This window comes from Pseudoalteromonas sp. ATL1, from assembly GCF_058933015.1.
The window spans coordinates 3813517-3836804 of sequence record NZ_JBZYXL010000001.1; the positions used below are offsets into that span (position 1 = coordinate 3813517).

The 23288-nt window shown below is 43.8% G+C and carries 23 protein-coding genes; 9 read left to right on the top strand and 14 right to left on the bottom strand.

What is annotated here, in order from left to right; all coding sequences use genetic code 11:
* Nucleotides 1-104 precede the first annotated feature (104 nt).
* The 3 genes from AC5FX4_RS16760 to AC5FX4_RS16770 all read left to right on the top strand — a co-directional run bounded on the left by AC5FX4_RS16760 (nucleotide 105) and on the right by AC5FX4_RS16770 (nucleotide 4426).
* Nucleotides 105-1121: an aspartate carbamoyltransferase gene (locus AC5FX4_RS16760; RefSeq protein ID WP_493607462.1), complete on the top strand. Its 1017-nt coding sequence runs from the start codon at nucleotides 105-107 to the stop codon at nucleotides 1119-1121.
* A gap of 15 nt (nucleotides 1122-1136) precedes the next feature.
* The gene (gene hemL, locus AC5FX4_RS16765; protein ID WP_493607463.1) at nucleotides 1137-2417 is read left to right on the top strand and encodes a glutamate-1-semialdehyde 2,1-aminomutase; all 1281 of its coding nucleotides are present in this window, start codon (nucleotides 1137-1139) and stop codon (nucleotides 2415-2417) included.
* Between the two features lie 173 nt (nucleotides 2418-2590).
* Entirely contained in the window at nucleotides 2591-4426 is a 1836-nt protein-coding gene (locus AC5FX4_RS16770) for a methyl-accepting chemotaxis protein (protein ID WP_493607464.1), read from the top strand.
* Nucleotides 4427-4434: 8 nt separating this feature from the next.
* Here the strand turns inward: AC5FX4_RS16770 and mrcB are convergent, their stop codons facing one another.
* The 3 genes from mrcB to AC5FX4_RS16785 form a co-directional block, all read right to left on the bottom strand.
* Nucleotides 4435-6795 (bottom strand): penicillin-binding protein 1B, encoded by a 2361-nt coding sequence (gene mrcB / locus AC5FX4_RS16775; protein ID WP_493607465.1) that lies wholly within the window; start codon nucleotides 6793-6795, stop codon nucleotides 4435-4437.
* A 123-nt stretch (nucleotides 6796-6918) separates the two neighbouring features.
* Nucleotides 6919-8148, bottom strand: coding sequence for an ammonium transporter (locus AC5FX4_RS16780; RefSeq protein WP_493607466.1), 1230 nt, complete (start codon nucleotides 8146-8148; stop codon nucleotides 6919-6921).
* A 10-nt stretch (nucleotides 8149-8158) separates the two neighbouring features.
* Complete coding sequence (locus AC5FX4_RS16785; protein WP_493607467.1) at nucleotides 8159-8497, bottom strand: P-II family nitrogen regulator; 339 nt, start codon at nucleotides 8495-8497, stop codon at nucleotides 8159-8161.
* 302 nt (nucleotides 8498-8799) lie between these two features.
* Here AC5FX4_RS16785 and AC5FX4_RS16790 point away from each other — a divergent pair, with 302 nt between their 5' ends.
* Nucleotides 8800-10308, top strand: coding sequence for a S10 family peptidase (locus AC5FX4_RS16790; RefSeq protein WP_493607468.1), 1509 nt, complete (start codon nucleotides 8800-8802; stop codon nucleotides 10306-10308).
* A gap of 126 nt (nucleotides 10309-10434) precedes the next feature.
* Nucleotides 10435-11247: a DUF2797 domain-containing protein gene (locus tag AC5FX4_RS16795; RefSeq protein ID WP_493607469.1), complete on the top strand. Its 813-nt coding sequence runs from the start codon at nucleotides 10435-10437 to the stop codon at nucleotides 11245-11247.
* Here the strand turns inward: AC5FX4_RS16795 and AC5FX4_RS16800 are convergent.
* Complete coding sequence (locus tag AC5FX4_RS16800; protein ID WP_493607470.1) at nucleotides 11223-13739, bottom strand: EAL domain-containing protein; 2517 nt, start codon at nucleotides 13737-13739, stop codon at nucleotides 11223-11225. The genes AC5FX4_RS16795 and AC5FX4_RS16800 overlap by 25 nt on opposite strands.
* A 77-nt stretch (nucleotides 13740-13816) precedes the next feature.
* Between AC5FX4_RS16800 and AC5FX4_RS16805 the strand changes: the two genes are divergently transcribed.
* On the top strand, nucleotides 13817-14119 hold the full coding sequence (locus tag AC5FX4_RS16805) for a DUF4144 family protein (protein ID WP_493607471.1): 303 nt from the start codon (nucleotides 13817-13819) through the stop codon (nucleotides 14117-14119).
* 10 nt (nucleotides 14120-14129) lie between these two features.
* Here AC5FX4_RS16805 and AC5FX4_RS16810 read toward each other — a convergent pair whose 3' ends face one another.
* From AC5FX4_RS16810 to AC5FX4_RS16830, 5 genes are all read right to left on the bottom strand, one after another.
* On the bottom strand, nucleotides 14130-15053 hold the full coding sequence (locus AC5FX4_RS16810) for a histone deacetylase family protein (RefSeq protein ID WP_493607472.1): 924 nt from the start codon (nucleotides 15051-15053) through the stop codon (nucleotides 14130-14132).
* Between the two features lie 88 nt (nucleotides 15054-15141).
* On the bottom strand, nucleotides 15142-15666 hold the full coding sequence (locus AC5FX4_RS16815) for a gamma-glutamylcyclotransferase family protein (RefSeq protein ID WP_493607473.1): 525 nt from the start codon (nucleotides 15664-15666) through the stop codon (nucleotides 15142-15144).
* A gap of 16 nt (nucleotides 15667-15682) precedes the next feature.
* Nucleotides 15683-16306, bottom strand: a complete 624-nt coding sequence (locus AC5FX4_RS16820; RefSeq protein WP_493607474.1) for a LysE family transporter — start codon at nucleotides 16304-16306, stop codon at nucleotides 15683-15685.
* Nucleotides 16299-17084: a hypothetical protein gene (locus AC5FX4_RS16825; RefSeq protein ID WP_493607475.1), complete on the bottom strand. Its 786-nt coding sequence runs from the start codon at nucleotides 17082-17084 to the stop codon at nucleotides 16299-16301. Before AC5FX4_RS16825 ends, AC5FX4_RS16820 begins: the two co-directional genes overlap by 8 nt.
* Nucleotides 17085-17558: a CreA family protein gene (locus AC5FX4_RS16830; protein WP_493607476.1), complete on the bottom strand. Its 474-nt coding sequence runs from the start codon at nucleotides 17556-17558 to the stop codon at nucleotides 17085-17087.
* Between the two features lie 66 nt (nucleotides 17559-17624).
* On the opposite strand from AC5FX4_RS16830, the gene AC5FX4_RS16835 reads away from it, so the two are divergent.
* The 3 genes from AC5FX4_RS16835 (at nucleotide 17625) to AC5FX4_RS16845 (ending at nucleotide 20477) form a co-directional block, all read left to right on the top strand.
* Nucleotides 17625-17954, top strand: coding sequence for a 5-carboxymethyl-2-hydroxymuconate Delta-isomerase (locus AC5FX4_RS16835; RefSeq protein ID WP_493607477.1), 330 nt, complete (start codon nucleotides 17625-17627; stop codon nucleotides 17952-17954).
* 56 nt (nucleotides 17955-18010) lie between these two features.
* A complete protein-coding gene (gene rsuA, locus AC5FX4_RS16840) occupies nucleotides 18011-18721 on the top strand; it encodes a 16S rRNA pseudouridine(516) synthase RsuA (protein ID WP_493607478.1) in 711 nt (236 codons plus the stop codon).
* Between the two features lie 124 nt (nucleotides 18722-18845).
* Entirely contained in the window at nucleotides 18846-20477 is a 1632-nt protein-coding gene (locus tag AC5FX4_RS16845; protein WP_493607479.1) for a methyl-accepting chemotaxis protein, read from the top strand.
* Nucleotides 20478-20541: 64 nt separating this feature from the next.
* Here AC5FX4_RS16845 and AC5FX4_RS16850 read toward each other — a convergent pair whose 3' ends face one another.
* From AC5FX4_RS16850 to AC5FX4_RS16870, 5 genes are all read right to left on the bottom strand, one after another.
* On the bottom strand, nucleotides 20542-21108 hold the full coding sequence (locus AC5FX4_RS16850; protein WP_493607480.1) for a hypothetical protein: 567 nt from the start codon (nucleotides 21106-21108) through the stop codon (nucleotides 20542-20544).
* 62 nt (nucleotides 21109-21170) lie between these two features.
* On the bottom strand, nucleotides 21171-21737 hold the full coding sequence (locus AC5FX4_RS16855) for a hypothetical protein (protein WP_493607481.1): 567 nt from the start codon (nucleotides 21735-21737) through the stop codon (nucleotides 21171-21173).
* Between the two features lie 50 nt (nucleotides 21738-21787).
* Nucleotides 21788-22189: a hypothetical protein gene (locus AC5FX4_RS16860; protein ID WP_493607482.1), complete on the bottom strand. Its 402-nt coding sequence runs from the start codon at nucleotides 22187-22189 to the stop codon at nucleotides 21788-21790.
* Nucleotides 22190-22434: 245 nt separating this feature from the next.
* Nucleotides 22435-22989 carry a hypothetical protein gene (locus tag AC5FX4_RS16865; protein ID WP_493607483.1) on the bottom strand — a complete coding sequence of 185 codons (555 nt, stop codon included), beginning with the start codon at nucleotides 22987-22989 and terminating at the stop codon, nucleotides 22435-22437.
* A 23-nt stretch (nucleotides 22990-23012) separates the two neighbouring features.
* Entirely contained in the window at nucleotides 23013-23180 is a 168-nt protein-coding gene (locus AC5FX4_RS16870; protein WP_493607484.1) for a hypothetical protein, read from the bottom strand.
* Nucleotides 23181-23288 lie beyond the last annotated feature (108 nt).

Genomic DNA, 23288 nt, shown 5'->3' on the forward strand with positions numbered 1-23288 from the left:
CTATGATAGCGCGCCAAATAACCGCTATGTTATGTGCGCGTTATCACGGTTGGGTGTATCCATAACGTACAACCCGTTGTTAATTTGTGATTAGGAACCGCCTCATGTTAAGTTTCCAAGGTGAAAACATTCTTTCTGTCAATCAGTTAGACAGAGAAGCCATAGAACATATCTTTGCCGTCGCTAAAAAAATGGAGCCTTATGCGAAAAAGCTTAAGCGTACTCGCGTGCTTGAAGGGGCAATACTAGCGAATCTCTTTTTTGAACCAAGTACCCGTACGCGTGTCAGCTTTGGTACTGCATTTAATCTATTAGGCGGCCTCGTTCGAGAAACTACAGGCATGCAAAGCTCCGCCCTAGCAAAAGGCGAATCTCTCTATGATACCGCTCGTGTGATCTCTGCGTATGCAGATGCGGTTGCCATGCGTCACCCTGATGCTGGCTCTGTCAGCGAGTTTGCAACAGGCTCTGATGTGCCTGTTATCAATGGCGGCGATGGTCCAAACGAACACCCAACACAAGCCTTGCTGGATTTATTGACTATTGAACGTGAACTTGGCCGTTTTGAGCGAGGTATCGACGGGTTGCATATCGCGCTAGTTGGTGACTTAAAGTACGGCCGCACCGTACATTCATTATCCAAGTTACTGTGTCACTATAAGGACGTGCGCTTTACTATGGTCGCGCCAGATGGCCTACAAATGCCAGACTACATTTTGGATAGCGTCAGCAATGCGGGACATAAAATTGAGCTTGTTTCACAAATGGAAGGCAACCTAGCCGCCGATATTGTGTATCAAACACGTATTCAAGAAGAGCGTTTCCCGTCGCAAGAAGAAGCTAACAAATACCGTGGCGGTTATAGGATCAGCCAAGCGATTTATAACGCACACTGTAAGCCTAGCTCGGTATTGATGCATCCATTGCCGCGCGATAGCCGCAGTGAAGCAAACGAATTAGACAACGATTTAAACAACAACGACAACCTTGCTATTTTCCGCCAAGTACAAAATGGTGTACTGATCCGTATGGCATTGTTTGCCCTGACCTTAGGGGTAGAAAACCAAGTAGAAAAGTACGAAGCAGACGTGCCTTGGTTTAGCCGCAAACGTAATAGCTAAAAAATAGGAACAATCATGACGATTAGCCAAGACTTATTCGCACGCGCTCAAGCCTCAATTCCTGGTGGCGTGAACTCCCCTGTTCGCGCATTCAACGGTGTCGGTGGCACACCTTTATTTATTACCAAGGCCGAAGGCCCGTACACCTTTGACGCTGACGCTAACAAATATATTGATTACGTCGGCTCATGGGGCCCAATGATTTTAGGTCACAATCACCCACAAATTAAGCAAGCTGTGCTTGATGCGGTAGAAAATGGCTTAAGCTATGGCGCGCCGACTGAAACCGAAATTTTAATGGCTGAAAAGGTCAAAGAATTGGTGCCATCTATTGAAAAGGTGCGCATGGTTAGTTCTGGTACTGAAGCGACCATGAGTGCCATTCGCCTTGCACGTGGTTACACCGGTCGTGACAAAATTCTTAAATTTGAAGGCTGTTACCACGGTCACGCAGACTCTCTTTTGGTCAAAGCCGGTTCTGGCGCTCTGACCATGGGGGTGCCAAATTCACCGGGTATTCCTGCTGATTTTGCCAAGCATACACTCACAGTTTCGTTCAACAACTTGGGTGAAGTGAAAGCCATTTTTGAACAATATAAAGACGAAATTGCTTGTATTATCGTTGAGCCTGTCGCCGGTAACATGAATTGCATTCCACCACTACCGGGCTTTTTAGAAGGCCTACGTGAAGTATGTGACAAGCATGGCTCGGTACTTATTTTTGACGAAGTAATGACGGGCTTCCGCGTTGCTTTAGGTGGCGCTCAGCAGTATTACAACATCCAACCGGATCTGACCTGTTTGGGTAAAGTCATTGGTGGCGGTATGCCTGTAGGCGCATTCGGCGGTAAACAAGCAATCATGGACTACATCGCGCCAGTAGGACCTGTGTATCAAGCCGGTACGCTGTCGGGTAACCCAATTGCTATGGCAGCTGGTTTGAAAGCATTAGAGCTACTCAGTGAAGAAGGCTTGCATGCGCAGCTAGAAGCGAAGAGTAAAGCACTATGCGATGGCTTCCAACAAGCGGCGGATGAAGCAGGTATTCCATTAACCACGAACTATGCCGGTGGCATGTTCGGCTTCTTCTTTACCGAAGCACAAAGCGTGAATAGTTTCCAACAAGCGACCGAGTGTAACTTAGAGCGCTTTAAGCAGTTCTTCCATTTCATGCTGGAAGAAGGTGTCTATTTAGCGCCTTCCGCATTTGAAGCTGGCTTTGTGAGCACCATGCACACCGAGCAAGATATCCAAAATACCATTGATGCCGCTAAACGCGCATTTGCAAAATTGTAAACACAATTACCAATTCAGCAGGTGAGTGAGTTTCACTAGCCTGCTGCTTTTCAACATTTTTTCTTAAAATTATCTCTCTCAATCAACTCGCACCGTCACTTAATATAAAAACTTGAACTAGTATTAGCATTTAACAGGTCTTTATTAGCTCATATTTATAAAAAGTGAACCCTATGCAAGGATTAAGATCATTTTGCGCACCTGCAATTCGCCTTATGGCAGGGCTTAAGTACAAAACCAAAATTAGTCTGGTATTTGGTATCTTACTGGTACCGCTTGGACTGAGTTTGTTTTTCCTAACCAATATACTGTCTCATTCGATCAATATCAGCCACCAACAGCAGGCGGGACTGAGTTTGTATCCAAAGCTGCTTGGCAATATCACTGTAATGGATATCGAGGCGAACGAAGCACTTGCTCGCCAAGCTCATTACAACATTAACGCGAATGATTCGGTGATAGAGCAGATCTCAATCCAGTCGAGGCTTGCTATTGATGATGACCTAACTCGTTCTTACATTAACCGCTCTTTGGTCGAATCTGTGCCCCGCTTACTTGAACAAGTAAACTTGCTGGCTGAACAAACTAAGTTAGTCATAGAGCAAGGTAAATTTACACCAGACAGCTTTATTGCCTTGTCCAACTTAAATAAAGTCTTACCCACTTTTTATGAGCAGTTAAAAAGCAAAATGACCGTGGCTATGCGCGAAAATCAACAAGCAAAGCAAGCGCTAGAACCGACCATCAGTGCACTTGGCCGCAGCCTAAACAATTACCAAAATACCATCAAACAAAAGCTACTAGACCCTGACGAATTACAACTTTCACAAAGCCAGTTTAAGCAAGTGCATAATCTAGTATTAACCAGCATTGAGCAGCTCATTGATACCAGTACGCCGCTTCTTAAAGATTTATTAGCTGAAAAAGTCAGTGAGCAAACAGTCATTCGAAACAGCGTAGGCATTGCCGCCGCACTGAGTCTAATGATTGCCATCTATCTGATGCTAGGTTTTTATTTTGCCGTGGTAGACAGTATTTCATCGTTTTCTCATACGGCATCACAAGCGGCTAAGGGCGATCTTAGGGTCAAAGCCACCCCATTTGGCAACGATGAAATGTCCATCATTGTTGAGCAGTACAATAAAGTTCTGAGCGCCTTTATTTCTATTTTACAAGAGGTCAATAGCAGCAGTGTCGACTTGGACAATGCCACAACCAAATTGAGCCAAATAAGCCAAGACACCCGCAGTGATGTTGATCAACAACAGCACAAAATTAGCACCATTCATGGTGCGTTGGGAGAAATGGCCCATGTTGCTGATTCAGTTGAGCACTCGGCACAACATGCCACCGAGCTTGCTTCCACCGCTGCTGAACATGTTAAACAAGGTTCAATGAATACCACTGAACTGGCACAACATATGACTTTGTTACAACAAGAGTTTGAAGACAGCCGCGAAGCATTAGATAGACTGGCACAAGATAGTCAGAACATCAGCAAGGTGAGCGCCGCTATCAGTGAAATTGCAGAACAAACAAATTTACTGGCGCTCAACGCCGCCATTGAAGCCGCTCGTGCAGGTGAGCAGGGTCGCGGCTTTGCCGTGGTTGCCGATGAAGTTCGTACGCTTGCTCAGCGCACACAGCAACAAACTGAAGAGATCCACACCATCATCAATGCACTGCAAAAAGCCTCAAATGATACACAAACTAAAATGCGCTCCAGTGTAGAAAAAATGGAACAAGGGGTTGAAGCCGCGGAGCAAACAAACCAAGTGTTACAACTTGCTCAGCAAAGTATGGAAGACATCGACAAACAAGGACATCAAATTGCTGACCTTGTGCAACAACAAACACGGGCAACGCAACAGGCACTTAATGAGGCCAGTGAAATAAATGAATTGGCTGAACATACACTCAGTTCAGCCATCGCAACCGAGCAAGACGCCACAAAGCTCGCCGCGTTGGCACATAATTTACAAAAAGCCATGGGCCAATTTAAAGTGTGAGTCCTGTTTTACTCACACTTCGGCCTAGGTTCAAACTCACTTGCTCGCACTGGTAACTGAATGACTTTGCCACAGCCTGGCGGCGCTTGCTTGCCTGTAGCAGGATTAACAAACGCCCAACGAATACTATCAGGCCTGTTATCGGCAATGGCTTGTGGATTAAGTGGTTTAAGGTAACGAATATAAAGCTCTAGCGCACCAGTCGCCCCCGTTAATCCTGTACTTTGGTTATCATCACGTCCAAGCCAAGTGACTGTCACGGTATTGTGATCAAAGCCCGTAAACCAGCTATCTCGTAAATCATTACTGGTGCCTGTTTTGCCTGCCAATTGAATAGATGGGAAATGGGCATTTAACCGTTTTGCTGTGCCCTCTTTGGTCACCTTTTTGAGGCCATACTTGGTCATGTAACTGGCCTGAGCACTAAACCTTGTTCGGCTGTCGACTTCGTGTTCATACAGTACTTTACCCGTAGCATTCGTCATCGCTGAAATACTGGTGAGTTGTCGATATTGACCATTGCCAGCGAGCGTTGTGTACATTTGCGCAACCTCAAAACTGGATAACTCTAAGGCACCTAACAACAATGATGGATATTGGTTTATTGATTCATTAACCCCAAGTTTTTTCAGTGTTTGTGCGACATTGTGAACGCCAACATCCAAACCTAGATTAACCGCTGGAATATTAATACTGTTACTAAAAGCCTGATATAACGGTAAAATCCCTCGATACTTATGGTCAAAGTTTTCAGGCTTCCAAATGTCACCCGATTCATCGGTCACTTGCAAAGGACCATCTTCAAGCAAAGTACCCAAGTTGTATTCTGGCTTTTCTAATGCGGTTAGATAAACAGCAGGCTTGACCAAAGAACCGATATTTCTTTTTGTATCTAACACACGATTAAAGCCATCAAATCTAAACTCTCGGCCAGCAACGAGTGCGGAAACACCTCCCTTTTCAATATTGACTGAGATCATCGCTGTTTCGAGCTTTTCAGCATCAAAGCGGCGCTCAAGATATGGCAGACCACTTTTGACCGCCTCTTCCATCGCCGTTTGTTTTTGCAAGTCAAAGTAAGTAAAGACTCGAACACCTGCGTTTATTAGTTCTTGATTGGTAAGCAAGCTGCGTAATTCCCGATCGACGAGTTCTAGATACCCGGGATAAGTTTGTAAGTGGCTTTTCTTCAGTGGCTGAATTTTAATTGGTCTCACCAAAGATTGGCGTAATTCATTGGGCGATATATAGCCCTGCTCGGCAAGTAATCTCAGCACCAAATCTCTACGTTCTCGCACCCTCTCTGGATAGCGGCGCGGATTATAAAACGAAGGCCCTTTGACCATGGCCACCAGCATCGCGATTTGATCAAACTCTAATTCATCGACTGGCTTCGCGAAATAAAACTCAGAGGCTAAGCCCATGCCATGCACACCTTGGTTGTATGCTTGGCCCATGAATACTTCATTGAGATAGGCTTCTAAAATTTCATCTTTACTGTAACGATAATCGAGGATCAGTGCGATAAAAGCCTCATTCACTTTGCGCACCAAAGAACGTTCACGTGACAGATAAAAGTTTTTAGCCAATTGCTGAGTGAGTGTACTGCCACCTTGAACGGTACGACCCGCTTTAATGTTTGTATATAGGGCACGCAGAATAGACCACACAGACACACCATGGTGTTGATAAAAATCTCGGTCTTCTACCACAAGTAAGGCGTCTTTGAGTAAATTTGGGAATTTTTCCAATGGCACAAATTCGCGGTCTTGTTTTGATTCGTTGCCTATGCGCGCAATTTGTACTGGCTCTAACCTCGCCTGCTGCAATCGCCTGCCGTTGCTGTCCACAATGCTCGCGAGTCGTTTACCCGCAAAATTTAATGTGAACACCACGCCATTTTCTGCCCCGTTATAAAACTCAAATGCACGTCGGTGTATCGTTATTGTTCGCCCTTGCACAACATATTGACCGGTGCGGCTAATACGATTTACTTGAGAATAGTTTAAGCGTTTAAGCTCCCAAAGAACCTCTTGTTCAGATAAAAATTGCTCTGGATAAAAGCGCATTGCTCGGGCATATACTTGCACCGGTAACTGCCACTTGCTGCCTTCAAACTGCCGTGTAACTTTTGAATCAAGGTAGATCACATAAAAGCTCACAAGCACGATGACCGCAATTGTTCCCTTCCACAACAAATTCCAGCAGGTTTGCAGAACCCGTTGCTTGAAACGTGCGAATTTTGACAGCCCCGCAGTAGACGCTTTTTTAGTTGGCTTTTGTCGTGTGCTTGTTGTCGCTGATTTTGAAGATGCTCTGGTGGATTTTTTTTTCGCTTTTGAGGTGTCGTTATTGCTTTTATCTACCATGCCACTTTGACTGTTTTATCTGATTAAATAGGTCGAAGCATAGGGTACCTTAGATTAACCAAGCCTGAAAGCAAAAGCGGGCCAAAGCCCGCTCTAATTGATCACATGAGCAATAAATTTTGCTTACTGTCCGCGCACAGTCACAAATTCAGGATAAGCATCAATGCCGCAGTCATGTTGATCCATGCCATTGATCTCTTCTTCTTCGCCAACTCGAATACCCATGGTTGCTTTAAGTAGCGCCCAAACTAAATAAGAGATGATAAATACAAAGCCAAGAATACAGATCAAACCAATGAGTTGATTCATAAATGTCGCGTCGGAGTTTGACAATGGCACCAACATAGCCCCTAACATGCCGCAAGTACCATGCACTGAAATCGCGCCCACAGGGTCATCAATTTTTGCTTTATCCAAAAAGACGATGCTAAATACAACCAAAGACCCCCCCAAGGCACCCAGTAAGCAAGCTAACAATGGGGTTGGAGATGCAGGCTCTGCGGTGATCACAACCAATCCAGCAAGCGCACCATTTAACACCATAGTTAAATCGGCTTTACCCCAAAGAGCCTTACACACTAACAACGCAGCTACCGCACCGGCCGCTGCCGCAGCATTAGTGTTCAACATAATTTGGCTCACGGCTATGGCATTCGCTTTGTCCGCTAAGAACAGCTGCGAACCACCGTTGAAACCAAACCATCCCATCCATAAAATGAATGTGCCTAAGGTTGCCAAGGGCATATTTGAGCCAGGTATTGGATAAATTTCGCCATTTTTACCATATTTACCTTTACGAGCACCTAGCAAGAGCACGCCCGATAAAGCGGCTGCGGCTCCTGCACCATGCACGATGGCAGAACCCGCAAAATCAACAAAACCAAGCTGAGATAAAAATCCGCCGCCCCAAGTCCAATAACCTTCAATTGGATAGATAAAACCTGTTAGCACCACCGTAAACGCCAAAAATGCCCACAGCTTCATACGTTCAGCAACTGCACCAGAGACAATTGACATGGCGGTAGCGACAAAAACCACTTGGAAGAAAAAATCTGATTCCAGAGCATGATCCGCATCAGCCGCCGCATCACCAATCAAGGCACCAAAGCTTGGTACAATCCCACCCTCGGTATTGCCCACATACATGATGTTGTAGCCCACCAGCAAGAACATGGTGCAGGCGATAGCATACAAGGCGATATTTTTAGTCAAAATTTCTGTAGTGTTTTTCGAGCGAACTAACCCAGCCTCTAACATCGCAAAGCCAGCAGCCATCCACATGACCAGCACACCTGAAATTAAAAAGTAAAAAGTATTAAGTGAAAATTTGAGTTCTACAATTGCGCTTTCCATCATCGGCCCCTTAAATTGCTTCTTCGTCTAATTCGCCGGTACGGATCCGCACGATTTGATCTAAGTCATAAACAAATATTTTTCCGTCACCAATTTTTCCGGTACTGGCAGCTTTGGTAAGTGTATCGACCACGCGTTGCGTATTCTCTGTGCGTGTGGCAATTTCTATTTTTATTTTTGGTATAAAGTCGACTTGATACTCCGCACCGCGATACAACTCGGTATGCCCCCTTTGGCGGCCAAATCCTTTTACATCAACGACTGTCATCCCTTCTACGCCTAAATCCGCAAGCGCTTCGCGTACTTCGTCCAATTTAAATGGTTTTATTATTGCACTTATCATTTTCATTGTTAGTCCCCTTAGGACAGGCTTATCCTGTTGTATCAGCTAATCCAACCTTCGTGCCACAAAGTAAAAAGCAATATTTTCAAATGCTTACTTTTTAACTTTTGAATTTACAATGTGATTACGCACCATGAAAGTGCAAAATACTCCAGCCTGCTCACTGATGGTGCGCACCATTTAACCTTTCGTTTTTTGGCGCGTGTCGTTGGCAACTAACTCGTCAAAGCGGCAATTTGACTCATAACCTTTGAAAGTTGCATTAAAAGCAACTTTAATATGAATATTTTTATGTTTCGGGGAAAACCATGTTTCTAACAAGAGTGCTCGTGGTGCTTACAATGCTAGTTAGCCTAGCGAGTAACGCATCTGAACATGAACGTAAAATCGATATCGATAGCCAAGTCATCACCAACCATAAAGCAACGATTAACGGCGAAAGACTGAGTTATCAAGTCACGTCCGGCACACAACCTGTTTGGAATGACAATGGCGAACCAATCGCGACCTTGTATTACAACTACTACAAAAAAGACAAAGTAGACGACATCAGCAAACGCCCTCTACTTATCTCATTTAATGGTGGCCCTGGCTCCGCATCGGTGTGGATGCACATCGCCTACACGGGTCCTCGTATTTTGAAAATTGATGACGAAGGCTATCCAGTACAACCATATGGCATCAAAGATAATCCTTATTCAATACTCGATGTGGCTGACATTGTATTTGTAAACCCAGTAAACACGGGTTATTCACGTGTATTGCCAAACAAAGAAGGTAAAATGCCAAGTAAAGAAGAGCAGCAGAAAATGTTCTTTGGTGTTAATGCCGACATTGAATACCTCGCTAGTTGGATCAACACGTTTGTTACTCGCAATAACCGCGCGCTATCACCTAAGTTTTTAATCGGTGAAAGCTATGGCACGACACGAGTATCAGGGCTTGCAAAAGAGTTACAAGAGTCTCATTGGTGGTTTTTAAACGGGGTTATTTTGGTATCTCCAACTGACATTGGCATCAAACGTGACGGCCCTGTAAAAGCGGCCAATCGCTTGCCTTACTTTGCAGCAACCGCTTGGCACCACAAAGCACTCCCCAATGCATTGCAGCAAAAAGATTTATTAGAAGTACTTAAAGAAGTCGAAGTATTTACGCTCAATGAGTACTTACCCGCTTTGGCCAAAGGCTCATTCATTAGCAAAGACGAGCGCGCGCACATTGTTGAGCGTGTGGCTTACTTCAGTGGCTTATCAAAGCAGTTTGTATCACAAAACAATATCGAAATTAGCGATGATGCTTTTTGGAAAGAGTTACTGCGCGACAAAGGCGTTATTCTTGGCCGCTTAGATTCTCGCTATTTGGGTATCGACAAACGCGATGCGGGTGATAGTCCTGATTACTTCCCTGAACTAAGTGCTTGGCTGCATGCCTTTACACCAGCTCTTAACCACTATCTGCGTGAAGAGCTAAATTACAAAACGGATGTTCAGTACAACATGCTGGCTGATGTGCATCCATGGGATAGCACAAACAACCACACCGGAGAACAACTACGCGAAGCCATGGCTGAAAACCCATACTTAAATGTGTTGATCCAAGCTGGCTACTACGATGGCGCAACCAACTATTTTGACGCTAAGTACACTATGTGGCAGCTAGATCCAAGCGGCAAGATGAAAGACCGTTTAAGCTTTAAAGGCTACCGTTCGGGCCATATGATGTATCTTCGCCATGAAGACCTTAAAACATCAAATGACGACTTACGTGACTTTATTAAAGCATCACTAAAAAGCCAAACACGCTCGGCAAAATACTAATTTAAATGTTCCAACCTGTGGTGTGCGCTCCCTGCGCACACCATTTTTTGCTTTTAACCCTTTAATATTGTGACTTGTGAACTGGCTTGCTAGTATCGCCCTTTTAACATCTTTAGGGGCGTAAAGATGCAAGGCACTTTAAGCAAATTAAAAGCGCAGTTAACTCAACCAATCCAATATCATCTTCCCATTGGCGATGGGCTTATCAACCTGAACGACTATTTTGGTACACACATTACCCTCACGCACACTGGTAATATTTTTTGTTGTAGCTGTGGTAAAAAAACCAAAAAAAGTTACTCTCAGGGTCACTGCTTTGTTTGTATGAAAAAGCTAGCAAGTTGCGACATGTGTATCATGAAGCCCGAAACTTGCCACTTTGAGCAAGGCACTTGTCGTGAGCCTGAGTGGGGTGAAGCAAATTGCATGATCCCTCACTATGTATACTTGGCGAACACGTCTGGTCTAAAAGTGGGGATAACGCGCCACACACAAATTCCAACACGATGGATAGATCAAGGTGCAACCCAAGCACTGCCAATTTTTAAAGTACAAACGCGCTTACAATCGGGCCTTGTGGAAGTGGCATTGGCAGAGTTTATCGCCGATAAAACCAACTGGCGTAACATGCTAAAAGGCGTTACTAACGACGTAGATTTGAAGCAAGCGGCTGAACAACTGATCCCACAAATTCAAGCCAAGTTAGACGAACTTGCCGAGCTTTTTGGCGCAACCGCCATCGAACGATTAGATGAAGAAGTGGTAGATTTGAGCTTTCCGGTCGAGCAATTTCCAACCAAGATCACCTCGTTTAATTTTGATAAAGATCCACAAGTCAGTGGCGTATTGCAGGGTATAAAAGGCCAGTACCTGATTTTCGATACTGGCGTGATCAATATTCGCAAGTTTACCGCTTACGAAGTGACTTTTTCTGACTGATAGAAACGTAACCAATCATCACAATTGAGTGGTTTACAAAACATATAACCTTGAATGGTGTTGCAGCCCAGCCGTTGTAAAAACTGGTGCTGCTCTTGTTTTTCTACCCCTTCAGCCACGACATGTAAATTCAGCGCCTTCGCCATCGCAACGATGGCGCTGACAATTTCACTATTGCCATATTCGTCCGGTACTTTCGCCACAAAGCTGGCGTCTATTTTTAACGTATCGATAGGTAACTTCGTTAAATAGCTCAGTGCGGAATAACCCGTACCAAAGTCATCCAGAGCGATGGACACTCCCAGACTTTTCAGCTTTTGTAATTCACTCTTCGCCTCATGCAGGTTGCTAATAAAACTGCTTTCGGTGAGTTCTAACTCAATAAATTTGCCATTGATACCATGCTTATTCAGCGCAGCCGCGACGGTAATTGCTAACTCACCTTGGCAAAGATGTTGTGCCGATACATTAATGGCAATACGCCTAACATCACTCCCCTGTCGCCGCCAAAGTGCCATTTTTTCACACGCTTTATTGATCACCCATTGATCGAGTTTAATGATCAAGCCAAGCTCTTCGGCCAAAGGAATAAACTGCGCAGGCGAGATCACCCCTAAATTTGGGTCATTCCAACGTAATAAACATTCCACACTGGAGACTCGACCACTAGCAAGACACTGTAGGGGCTGAAAAAATAACTCAAACTCGTCATTATCGAGAGCATGTTGAAAACGGCTTAACATAGAAAGTCGCTCAAGTGAGCGTGCATTCATTGATGCTTTGTATAATTGGAACGAATTACGACCCACTTCTTTAGAGCGATACATGGCAACATCCGCATGCTTTAGTAAGGTTTCGCTGTCAGCACCATCCTCTGGGTAAATCGCCGCCCCCAATGACGCTGTCGCACTCACACAGATATCATTCAGTTCGAAGGCCACACTCAACTTTTCCAATATGCCATTGGCGAAGCTCACTACATCAGAAATGTGTGCTACTTCGGTCAGCAGCACCACAAATTCGTCGCCGCCCAAGCGCGCTAAGGTATCGCCTTCTTTGAGCATGCCTTTGATACGCTCACTCACCTGCACCAGCAGCTCATCACCCGCGCTATGGCCTAAAGAATCATTGACCTCCTTAAAGCGGTCAAGATCGATAAACATCACCGCCAACTTATGATTGTCTCGGTGGGCAGAGGCCAATGCCATCGACAATCTATCGTAGAACAAGCGTCTATTGGGCAGTCCTGTTAACTCATCAAAATAAGCAAGGCGGGCTATTTTTTCTTCCGCATTCTTACGCTCGGTAATATCACTAAAAATGGCGGCATAGAGTATTTCATCGCTATACGGCTCGTTAATTTGAATGATTGTGAGCCATTCAACATACACATCACCACTTTTTTTACGATTGCAGATCTCCCCTTGCCACACGCCACTCTTTCTCAGTTGTGCCCACATTTGGTCGTAGTAATCTTTACCATGCACGCCTGAACTCAACATACTCGGGTTCTTACCGATTACTTCATATTCTTGATAACCCGTCAAAGCACTAAAGGCGGGGTTGACTTGTAAAATTTCACCATCGCCGCGAGTGATCATAATGCCATCGAGTGAGGCATCAATAATGCGATTCGCTAAATACAGATTACTCTCCGATTTTTTTAGCGCTAAGTCTCTTTGTTCCAAGACTTTTTCAAGCTCACTGCAATAAGCGGTTTCAATTTCGGTCAGCACATTTTTTAGTGGCAACAGGCCGATTACTTTACCCGAGCACGGCTCTTTCACCACAAGATGACGGATTGATTCGGCGGTCATTAAACGATAAGCATCAAATAAGCTGTCTTTTGGCGAAACTTGTAGCAAAGGGTATGTAGCCAGATCCCAACACGGCATACGCCAGTCAGGATTCAGCAGCATATAAGCAATGTCACGCTGCGTAATGATGCCGTACTCCGCTAGTTGATGGTTATACACCAACACCGCTGTCACCCGTTTGACACGCATAACTTCTATCACTTTAGAGACACAATCGTCCGCTTTTAGGATCACCACATTACGATTGTAGTGGTCGTCAATCGGTCGAAAGTGCAGGTAGTGATCGAGCCCTTGATTGCGCACAATATCAGACAAAGACACCACGCCAACAGGGGTGTTGTGTTGATCTTTCACCAATAAATGGCGTATACCCAGCTGATGAAACTTAATGGTGGCCTCACTCAGAGTTTTATCGATTAAAATATCGTGCACGGGTGAAGTCATCGTTGAAGCAATTGGCATTGTAGCAAAATCAGGATCGCTAAAATTCAGCTTAACGCAGTCAGATTCCGTCCAAATACCCACTATCTGTTTATCTCTCATCACAAAAATAGAGCTAACACGGCGCTCTCGCATCAAGCGAACAGCCTCTGCTAACGGCGTTTGATGATCACATGACAACAATTGGTTGGAGAAAATATCTTTGATTTGTAATTGACGACTATCTGATACCATTAAGCACAACCTCGCATTTTAACTTGGTTGCCCAGTATAATATTGCACAGGATTTATACTTTGATTGAGAACAAACTATGACACTAAAATATTACCCATTCTTGCTCCTTCTGGAAGAAAGTATTGAGTTCATTAGCGACAACGTTGCGCTCGATCACGCCTTACACAACCTACCGGCAGAACAAATAGACACCGCAATTTGTTTGCTTGAAAATGGTCAGAGCAGCGACTTACGAGGACAATTAGTGGACACACCTAGTATGCAACTACTCACTAACAAAGTTCGTGAAGCCCTAATGTTGGAAGGTGAATGCTGTGTTGATAAAGTCGTAATAAACACTATCCCACAGGCCTTTGCATTGCTCAAACAAATGCAATAACCTCTCAGGTTTACCAGTTGGCATCCACCAGCGCCTTAATATGCGTGACTGCACTGCGCCCCAATGCTGAAAGATCATAACCCCCTTCTAGAAAGGAAATAATCCCCAGTGCTTGTGTATTTTTAGCAAGTTCTACCACTTGCTCAGTCAGCCACTGGTAGTCCGCCTCAACAAATTTTAACCCCCCCATGTCATCTTCAAGGTGAGCATCAAATCCGGCACTGATAAAAATCAATTGCGCATTAAAATCTAGTAACTTAGGTAACCATTGTTGATTAAAAAGCGTTTTTAGATCGTCGCCATCGCTGCCGAGCGCAAGCGGTGAGTTCACAATATGTTCGGTATTTTCAACGTCGGAGTTTGGATAAAAAGGGTGCTGGAACAAAGAACAAAATAACACATCAGGACGTGCTCTATAAATATCTTGCGTGCCATTGCCATGGTGTACATCAATATCTAATATGGCTATGCGTTCAACCCCTAATGATTTAGCATGCTCAACCGCTATCGCTAAATTATTGAAGACACAAAACCCTGAAGAGCTTGATTGATTGGCATGATGTCCAGGCGGGCGTACGTTACAAAACGCGGCATCCAAGTTACCAGCAAGCACTTCATCAACCGCTAAAATACCCGCGCCCACAGCTCGCTCAATGGCTTTAAATGAGTCTGGGCATAACCAAGTATCGGCATCGAGTTCGCTCAACCCCTCTTGTGGCATACTGCTTAGTACTTGTTCAATGTGTGCTTGCTCATGTACCAAAGCGATTTTAGATATATCGGCTTTAGGCGCTGGTAATTGCGTGATGGCAATATCAAGCCCTGACGCCAATAGCCTATCGGCAATGGCATCAACGCGCTCAGGGCATTCGGGGTGCTCGGCATGTACTTTGTGCTTTCTACAATTTGGATGGCTTATTACGGCTGTACGCATCGCGATCTCTTTGTCTTTTTTCTCAGTGTAACAAGGCCAAGCATTAGACGCTTTGCGACTTTGGTGTAAACTGCTGCGGCTTTGCCTGCTAAGGTTTTAATTTATTTGGTGTCAAACCGTGTAGTTGCCACTCGCGTATTGCTCGCTCCTGATGTGCATCTCTCACATGGCTATGGGACTTAATATAATCGATATACTGCGCAGGAAAACCATGTTCTATTGCGCCTTGCAATACATGTTGAACATACCAATCAAACGGCAACTGCGTCTCTACAAACGTATTGGCAATGTAACAATGTGCTTGCACCGGTTCACCTTGCAATGTTTCAACATTGAGCGCCACACGGTCGTAGCGCGTACCTTCAATAACATCGAGTTTGGCTAGCTCTAAATCGTTCAGCGCATACATCACGCCAAGTACATGATCCGCATCATCACTCGTCTGCTCGATGGTGCATTTCGCTGAACCATCTGTGCTGAGCATATTAAATGTCAATTGATAAGCGCTTAGCTTCGCAACGCCCAAACACTGTGCATTAGGCAAACGCGCCAATAAACGTTTTGTTGATAAATTAGAGCCAAATGCAAAATTTATATGGGGTTTATTACTCATACAACGATTAACAACCTTAAATCACAACACGCACAGCCAGTGCAATTAACACCACACCTATGCCTCTATCAAACCAATGTCCTGCACGCTGGAAAAACGCCCGTACCGCCTCTTTACTTAAAATAATAGATAAAAATGAAAACCACACCCAAGTGGCCAATGCCATATACAAACCATAAACCGCTTGTACCGAGCTAGGTGTTGTTGGGGCTATCACCAAGGTGAAGAGCGATAAAAAGAACAAAGTCGCTTTTGGGTTCAATGCGTTGACCAAAAAGCCACGACGTAATGCATGCCAAGCAGACTCATGAGGTTTATGCGTCACTTGCTCTGCTTTTTGCGCTGCGGTAGGTTTAGCGCGCAGGGCCTGCACGCCCATATACGCCAAGTAAGCACCAGCCACATATTTCAAAACATTGAATAAGGTTGGAGATTGCGAGAGTACAATGGCCACGCCCAGTAAGCAGTATGTCACATGTACTAGGATACCCAGCGCCACGCCTCCGCTCGTCCACAATGCATTGGCGCGACCTCGCTGAATACTCTGCTTGAGCACTATAGCAAAGTCGGGTCCAGGGCTTGCTACTGCAAAAAAATGCGCAACGGCGATTAATAAAAACTCATCTAAATACTCAAGCACTCACTTGTTCCTTTAACATCAATAACGCAGGGTTTGGCGTGTCTTGCAAATAGCCTTTAATTTGCTTTTGCGCCTGTTTATATACCCCCTTTAAATGGGGCTTAAGATGCTTTTTACCATCTGCATCAGGTTTAAAGTGACAAACTAACGCATGCATAAACACGGTTTGCGCTTCAGTCAACGACGCTTGGCGGTTTGCGTATGGGTTGTAACAAGAGCCACAGCCCCCTTTAAATTGATAGACGGTATTGCTCATCATCACACCAAAGCCCATAAAACAAGCTAGCGCATCACTGGCTGCAGCAATTTGTTCTTCGCCGCCGGGTGGTAAACAGCCTTTTTGATAGATCATCATAGTCGCTAAACTACCAGCGAAACTCGCGACCAAGTCCTGTGGCTGATTGATTTGATTCGGGTTATAAGAAAGCATCAAAGCATGTGAAGGCTGTACTGCTAAATTCGCGCCCTCACCACGCTGCACACCGTTAAAATGAAATACCGGCATGGTTTGCTGTGCGGGTAATTGCATAGGGCTAACAAGCTGCAACGGCCATGCTTGCATACCTGCGTATTCTCGCACACGGGTAAATACGGTTTCAGCCATTTGTTCAACACTTGAAACCTGATCAGGAAAATACTTACCCGTTGGTTCAATAATTTGCGTGTTAGACAAAAAATATTGCCCATCAAAATTTTCACACGCCCAAACAAAGGTATCGATTAACCATGCAACCTCAGGGTCGCTCAGCAACGGCTTTGATTTAAATAACCCTAACATTTATTTCTCTACTCTTGTTGCCCAGTCCCAGGCTTTTGTATTGTATAGCGGCACTGTTGACAACGCGTGATGATGGCTACCGCTGGTTTCTTTAGTTGAATAAGACAAATACAACAACGTACGTGTTTTCGCATCATAAATACGACGCACTTTTAATGATTTAAACAAAATACTTTTTGAGGTTTTGAAAACCACTTCACCGTCTTTCGATAAATCAATCTGCTGCATTTGCTCAGCGGTGATCTCACCGGTTTGGCGACAGGCTATGGACATATCCGAAGGGTCTGAAAAGTCCAAATTTGCCTCGACGTGGCTGATGTGGCAAGTCACCCCCGTCACTATTGGATCTTGCTGTGCCGAAACCACTACATCTTTAGTGGTAAACAAACCTAAACTGACTTTAGCGGCGTCATCGCTACAGCCAGCTAAAACAAAACACGCCAGAGCGCTGAGCCAAACTTTCTTGTTATACATCTGGTGTTTCCAAATAAATCACATACTATAACGCCCATTTACGCATAAATGAGGCCATAAGTCATCATGCCACACATCATCATTGAACATTCTAATAACCTACCCATAGACGTGCAGGAGCTTGTATCACTGGTTCATGAAGCAGCGCAAAGCACCGCATTATTCGATGCCACTACCATTAAAACGCGCGCGCAAAGTTTTGAGCATTATCAAATCCAAGCTGGCAAAGCTGGTTTTGTACACATTCAAGCTCACATCATGCATGGTCGCAGTGAATTACAAAAACAACTGCTAAGCCATACCCTACTGTACGCGCTACAAGAAGAATTTGATGATAACTGGTTGTTGAGTGTTCACCCATACGACCTACTTCAACAGGTTTACACAAAGAACTGATTAAAATACTGCAATTGCGTATAATGTGCCTTTGTTCAAATTACAGATAAAACACTATGAAATTTCCGTGTCGCTTGGATAAATTTTTGAGCCACCTGTGTGAGCTGCCTCGCACCAAAGTCAAAGCTGGTATTAAGAAACGTTATGTTACCGTTAATGGTGAAGTGATCACCAAATTTGATCATTCGATTACTCAGGATGATGATGTTACTTGGCAAGGTGAGCCTTTGAAATATCTAGGTAAACGCTATTTCATGCTGAACAAACCTACAGGCTATGTGTGTGCCAATAGTGATGAGATGCTCGCAACTGTGTTTGAACTAATCGATGAGCCTAACTTAAAAGATTTTCATGTTGCAGGTCGTCTTGACATTGATACAACCGGTTTAGTGTTGATCACTAACGATGGTGATTGGTCCCATCAAATCACCTCTCCAAAAAAGCAAAAATACAAGACCTACTTGGTTGAAACCCAAGAAGCTATTACCGATGAAGCACTTGAACAATTGCGTTCAGGTGTACAGTTACACAATGAAAAAGAACTCACGTTGCCCGCACAAGCCGAACGTTTAGCAAGCTATAGCCTTCGCTTGTCTATTTGCGAAGGTAAATACCACCAAGTTAAAAGAATGCTGGCCGCGGTTGGCAATAAAGTAGTTGAATTACATAGAGAAAGCATTGCAGAAATCGCATTAGATGCTGATTTACAAAGTGGTGAATACCGCCCTTTAACACAGCAAGAAATCGACATAATTAATGCAAATTAGTCATATTTCCTCATGTGCATGAGGAAATATCATCTCTATTTAAGGCAAATTCCACTATACGTTACTTACATGATCCATTTAAACATGGTAGATAATAATAACTATTATCTGAAAGGGGCGTATTGTGCTATCAGGTTTAACACTAAGAACTAAAATAATACTTTTCGCTGCGGCTATTTTCCTCTCACTTTTGCTAGTCGCCATTTTAGGATTACAGGCATTGCGCCATGCCAGCGAGACAGACAATATCGCGCGCATCAATCAACTCATGAAAAGCACCGTCAACATTGTTGAGCAATTTGAGCAATATGTGGAATCGGGCACCTTGAGTGAAGCTCAAGCTAAAACCCTAGCAACACAAATGCTAAGGGAAAATAAATATCATGACTCTGAGTATGTGTACGTAGTTGACGACGCGCTTAACTTTGTTGCCACGCCACACGACCCACAACTACATGGCACCAGCTTTAACGATTTTAAAGACTCCAGAGGCAATAGTATTGGCCAAATGGTAAAACGCCTTGTTGGTAACAAAACCAACCAAATCATCACCTATGAATGGGATTCGAGACGTGAGGGAGAGGTCGTAGATTTGACCTCTGTGGTGCAAAAAACACCTGTTTTTGGTTGGTATGTGGGCACTGGGATCAGCGCCAAGGAAGTAGACGAACGTTACTGGAATACTGCACGCTGGTTGCTAACTTTGTCGCTGGTTATCGCCGTCGCCCTCACTTTTGCACTGGCTAGATTTGGCTTGGGTATCTCAAACAAATTGGGCGGCGAGTTAGATGATGTACTCACCATTGTAAAACAAGTATCGCGCGGTAATTTAAGTTCATCAATTAACACCTCAAACGCCAAAGACGACAGTATCATCGCTGCAATGAGCTATATGCAAAAAAGCTTACAAGGGGTTGTAGGTGGTATTGCAACCGTGAGTGATACATTAAAATCACAAAGTAACGATGGTGAAAAGCGCTCCAACGAGCTTGAACAGCTAACACTAAGCCTCAACGATGAAACACAAATGGTGGCTTCTGCAATTACTGAACTCACCGCATCGGCGCAAACCGTAGTGGAGCATGCGGAGCAAACCGCCAACTCTGTACAAGAAGCTGAAAACCAAGGGCAAAATGCCGATAAGCTCACTACAGAGGCGGCAAAAACCATTGCCTTGTTAGAGCAACAAATTGATAGCGCAGGCAATAATATTCAAACCCTAGATGAAGAAGTCACCAATATTGCCAACGTGCTGAGTGTTATTCAAAGTATTGCCGAACAAACCAACCTACTGGCACTGAATGCCGCGATTGAAGCCGCTCGTGCTGGCGAGCAAGGCCGCGGCTTTGCTGTGGTTGCAGATGAAGTAAGGCAACTAGCCCAACGCACACAAAGCAGCACCGAAGAAATTCATACCATGATAGGTAAGCTGCAATCGGCAACACAAGAGGCCAAATCGTCAGTAACGGTCAGTATCAGTACCAGTGAAAAAACCGTCACCATGTCAAAAGAAGCCGGTGAAGAGCTGCGCCGCGTGGCACGTTCACTCGGTGAAATATCGCAAATGAGCCACCAAATTGCCCATGCGGCTAAAGAGCAGCTAGAAGCAGGTGAAGACACCGCCCGTCGTGTGGTAACCATTTCAGATACTGCGGCACAAACCGCTGCCGTGTCAGAAAAAGCACACCATGCAACCGATAGTATTAAAGAGCTCACCGTGAAGCTAGAAACGGAAATAGCTAAGTTTAGCTGCTAGCGGGGTTGAGTAGATTGATGGTGCTTTCCTACATTGGAAGGCGCCTTCGACTTTTTTAACCTATCTAATTTGCATCTTGTTTGCGGTACTCAGCAATGTGTCTTAAAGTGTGACGCACGGGATAGGTGGAGATGGCCAACAGGGCGACTAAATTACTCATCCAACACCCTATCGAATAAGCCAAGTTTAAACGATGATAGTCAAAATATCCTCTGGCGATAAGCTGAATAAACGATAACAGCATATAGAACAAGATCATATACATACAAATGCGTGCAGTTCGCGAAAATAAGCAACCTTTTAGCCTATGCACTACGTATATAATCACGAGTATCACAAACTGCTGCGCCATCATACCTGTATAAAAAACCTTAATGCGGTTAAGTTGGTCAAAATCCAAGTTCACTAAGGCTTGTTCAACGCTCGTTCCTAAAAAGTGAGATATGAAGAAAACAATGGCAGCCAAAAAGCATGAATGCAACTCGTGCAACGCTAATGAATTTAAACCTTGGTGACGGGCAAAAAACAATGACCATCCATACTTTGGTAGTTGCGTGATTAAAAACCAACATATCACCAGCAATTCATACTTTTTGGCTATCCAGCCTAGCTCATATAAAAACTCATTCACGTAAACTGCTCCTTCATATTAGCTCTTCCTTGTTGACAGACGCATCGGGTTTTCCAACCTACTCAGTTTGCAGCTTGTTCACGGCGCTCGGTGAAGTATTTCAGTGTTTGCCGGATTGGATAAATAGAGAGAGCTGATATGGTCACCAAAGTCGTAAGCCAACACCCTGCACGATAAATCATGCCTAACTTATGATAATCGAAATAGCCCCTAGCGATTAATTCCACAAGCAGCAAAGCCATATAGATTAATGCCATATACATACACACACGCGCCGTTTTTGAAAACAAACAACCTCGTAGACGATGAGTAACATATAAAGCCACCAAAAATAAAAACTTTTGCGCCATAATTCCAGTGTAAAAAACCTTAATGAGCGCATCCCTTTCAAAGCTCAATGAGAGTAAGTAACGCTCCACTTCTGAACTAAACACATGAAATAAAAAAAATACAAGTGCCGCCATAAAGCAAGAATGCAATTCATGGAGCTCTAGAGTATTAAGGGAACTATGGCGAGCAAAAAAGAATGACCATCCATGTTTTGGTAATTGCGTGACCAAAAACCAAAATATAACAAGCAATTCGTATTTTTTAACGAGCCAACCTAGTTGATAAACAAGCTCATTCATAGCTTCAGTTCCTTTAGGTGTAGTAGGAATTCGCCTGTGGCTTTTCCAGCCTACTTATCAGTGTGTTCGCGACGTTCAACAAAATATTTAAGCGTTTCACGAGTGGGATAAATATATAGAGAAAACAAAATGGCAAGGTTAGAGCACCAAACACCCACCTTATAGTAAGGGCTCAAATGGTGATAGTTAAAATACCCTCTCGCGATAAGTTGCATCATGAGCAGTGCCATAAAAAACAAGGTCATATACATACAGATGCGCGCGGTTTGTGAAAATAAACACCCATTTACTCGATGGAACGTATATATAGCCACCAGTAAAGTAAACTTCTGCACCATCAGGCCCGTGTAAAAAACCTTTATGCGATGCACTTGCTCAAAATTCAGCGAGACGAGATATTGCTCCACTTCACTGCTAAAAAGATGAAACAAGAAAATGACAAGCGCTGTCATAAAACAGGAATGCATGTCGTGCAATTGCATGGATGATAATGCTCGGTGGCGAGCAAATAACAGTGCCCAGCGGTGTTCCTTCCAATACTTTAGCAAAAAAATAGCACCGCTAATAATTCAAAGCCCTTGACGATCCAGCCTAATTGGTAGAGTAGCTGATTCATTGATGCATCATCCTTTTTGCATAACTTTGTTGCCTTAAAAACATTAGGCATAGCACATTAATTACTACAACATCATCCTATTTAAGCTTGTTGCCTTTCTTTAAAATAAGCTTTTAAAGACCGCAGAGGGTAAGTTGCTAATGCGCTAATTGCAATAAAGTTGCAAATCGAGATACCTACTTTATATATAAAACTTAACTCATGGTAGTTATAATACCCCCTCGCCATTAATTGCATCGTCTGTAGAGTCATAACCAAAATAGTCGTATACATACACATTCTTGCCGTTGGTGAAAAAGTACACCCTCTTACTAGGTGGGCACAAAACAGCGTTAACGCAAAAGCAAATTGTATAACTATCATACTCGTATAAAAAAGCTCAATATGGGCCATTTTTTCCATTTCTAATGATAATAAGTAACTTTCAGACTCGTACGCTATTAAGTGAAAAGCCAAGAAACAAACTGAACTTAAAAAGCATGAATGAAGTTCATGATGCTGAATCGTAACTAGATCCCTTTTAACACCAAAAAATAATTTCCAGCGCATACTAGAGAACTTGTTTAACCAAAATAAGACTACAAATAATTCTATCCCGATAGCAACCCACCCAATAGCGTAGAGAATATCATTCATGCATTATTCCTTAATTACTGTTCCTAACAATTGCAACTGTCGAATAAAGTCGGCAAAACAAAATACCCAGCTCTCATTTGATTTGGCTCAGTTGTAATGACGGGGCCACCACCCACAACTTTTTCTGAATGCTCTTTCGACAATGTCTTTAATTTCTTTGCTTTTAAATTTAATTTAATTGAGGTTTTCATAATCCAGTCCTTATTTATCGACATACATCCCTACCTCAGCGTGGTAATGGTAACTTTTTGTGTACAAACCAGCAACAAAGTTATTATCCAATTACTCACAAGAGTTTG

Excerpts from the sequence above, each read along its gene's own strand:
- AC5FX4_RS16790 (WP_493607468.1), top strand. The coding sequence starts at position 8,800 with ATGTTTCTAACAAGAGTGCTCGTGGTGCTTACAATGCTAGTTAGCCTA.
- AC5FX4_RS16870 (WP_493607484.1), bottom strand. The coding sequence starts at position 23,180 with ATGAAAACCTCAATTAAATTAAATTTAAAAGCAAAGAAATTAAAGACA.
- hemL (WP_493607463.1), top strand. The coding sequence starts at position 1,137 with ATGACGATTAGCCAAGACTTATTCGCACGCGCTCAAGCCTCAATTCCT.
- AC5FX4_RS16800 (WP_493607470.1), bottom strand. The coding sequence starts at position 13,739 with ATGGTATCAGATAGTCGTCAATTACAAATCAAAGATATTTTCTCCAAC.
- AC5FX4_RS16855 (WP_493607481.1), bottom strand. The coding sequence starts at position 21,737 with ATGAATGAGCTTGTTTATCAACTAGGTTGGCTCGTTAAAAAATACGAA.
- AC5FX4_RS16815 (WP_493607473.1), bottom strand. The coding sequence starts at position 15,666 with ATGAGTAATAAACCCCATATAAATTTTGCATTTGGCTCTAATTTATCA.
- AC5FX4_RS16830 (WP_493607476.1), bottom strand. The coding sequence starts at position 17,558 with ATGTATAACAAGAAAGTTTGGCTCAGCGCTCTGGCGTGTTTTGTTTTA.
- AC5FX4_RS16795 (WP_493607469.1), top strand. The coding sequence starts at position 10,435 with ATGCAAGGCACTTTAAGCAAATTAAAAGCGCAGTTAACTCAACCAATC.
- AC5FX4_RS16760 (WP_493607462.1), top strand. The coding sequence starts at position 105 with ATGTTAAGTTTCCAAGGTGAAAACATTCTTTCTGTCAATCAGTTAGAC.
- AC5FX4_RS16810 (WP_493607472.1), bottom strand. The coding sequence starts at position 15,053 with ATGCGTACAGCCGTAATAAGCCATCCAAATTGTAGAAAGCACAAAGTA.
- AC5FX4_RS16860 (WP_493607482.1), bottom strand. The coding sequence starts at position 22,189 with ATGACAGCGCTTGTCATTTTCTTGTTTCATCTTTTTAGCAGTGAAGTG.
- AC5FX4_RS16785 (WP_493607467.1), bottom strand. The coding sequence starts at position 8,497 with ATGAAAATGATAAGTGCAATAATAAAACCATTTAAATTGGACGAAGTA.
- AC5FX4_RS16865 (WP_493607483.1), bottom strand. The coding sequence starts at position 22,989 with ATGAATGATATTCTCTACGCTATTGGGTGGGTTGCTATCGGGATAGAA.
- AC5FX4_RS16835 (WP_493607477.1), top strand. The coding sequence starts at position 17,625 with ATGCCACACATCATCATTGAACATTCTAATAACCTACCCATAGACGTG.
- mrcB (WP_493607465.1), bottom strand. The coding sequence starts at position 6,795 with ATGGTAGATAAAAGCAATAACGACACCTCAAAAGCGAAAAAAAAATCC.
- AC5FX4_RS16825 (WP_493607475.1), bottom strand. The coding sequence starts at position 17,084 with ATGTTAGGGTTATTTAAATCAAAGCCGTTGCTGAGCGACCCTGAGGTT.
- AC5FX4_RS16770 (WP_493607464.1), top strand. The coding sequence starts at position 2,591 with ATGCAAGGATTAAGATCATTTTGCGCACCTGCAATTCGCCTTATGGCA.
- AC5FX4_RS16805 (WP_493607471.1), top strand. The coding sequence starts at position 13,817 with ATGACACTAAAATATTACCCATTCTTGCTCCTTCTGGAAGAAAGTATT.
- AC5FX4_RS16780 (WP_493607466.1), bottom strand. The coding sequence starts at position 8,148 with ATGGAAAGCGCAATTGTAGAACTCAAATTTTCACTTAATACTTTTTAC.
- rsuA (WP_493607478.1), top strand. The coding sequence starts at position 18,011 with ATGAAATTTCCGTGTCGCTTGGATAAATTTTTGAGCCACCTGTGTGAG.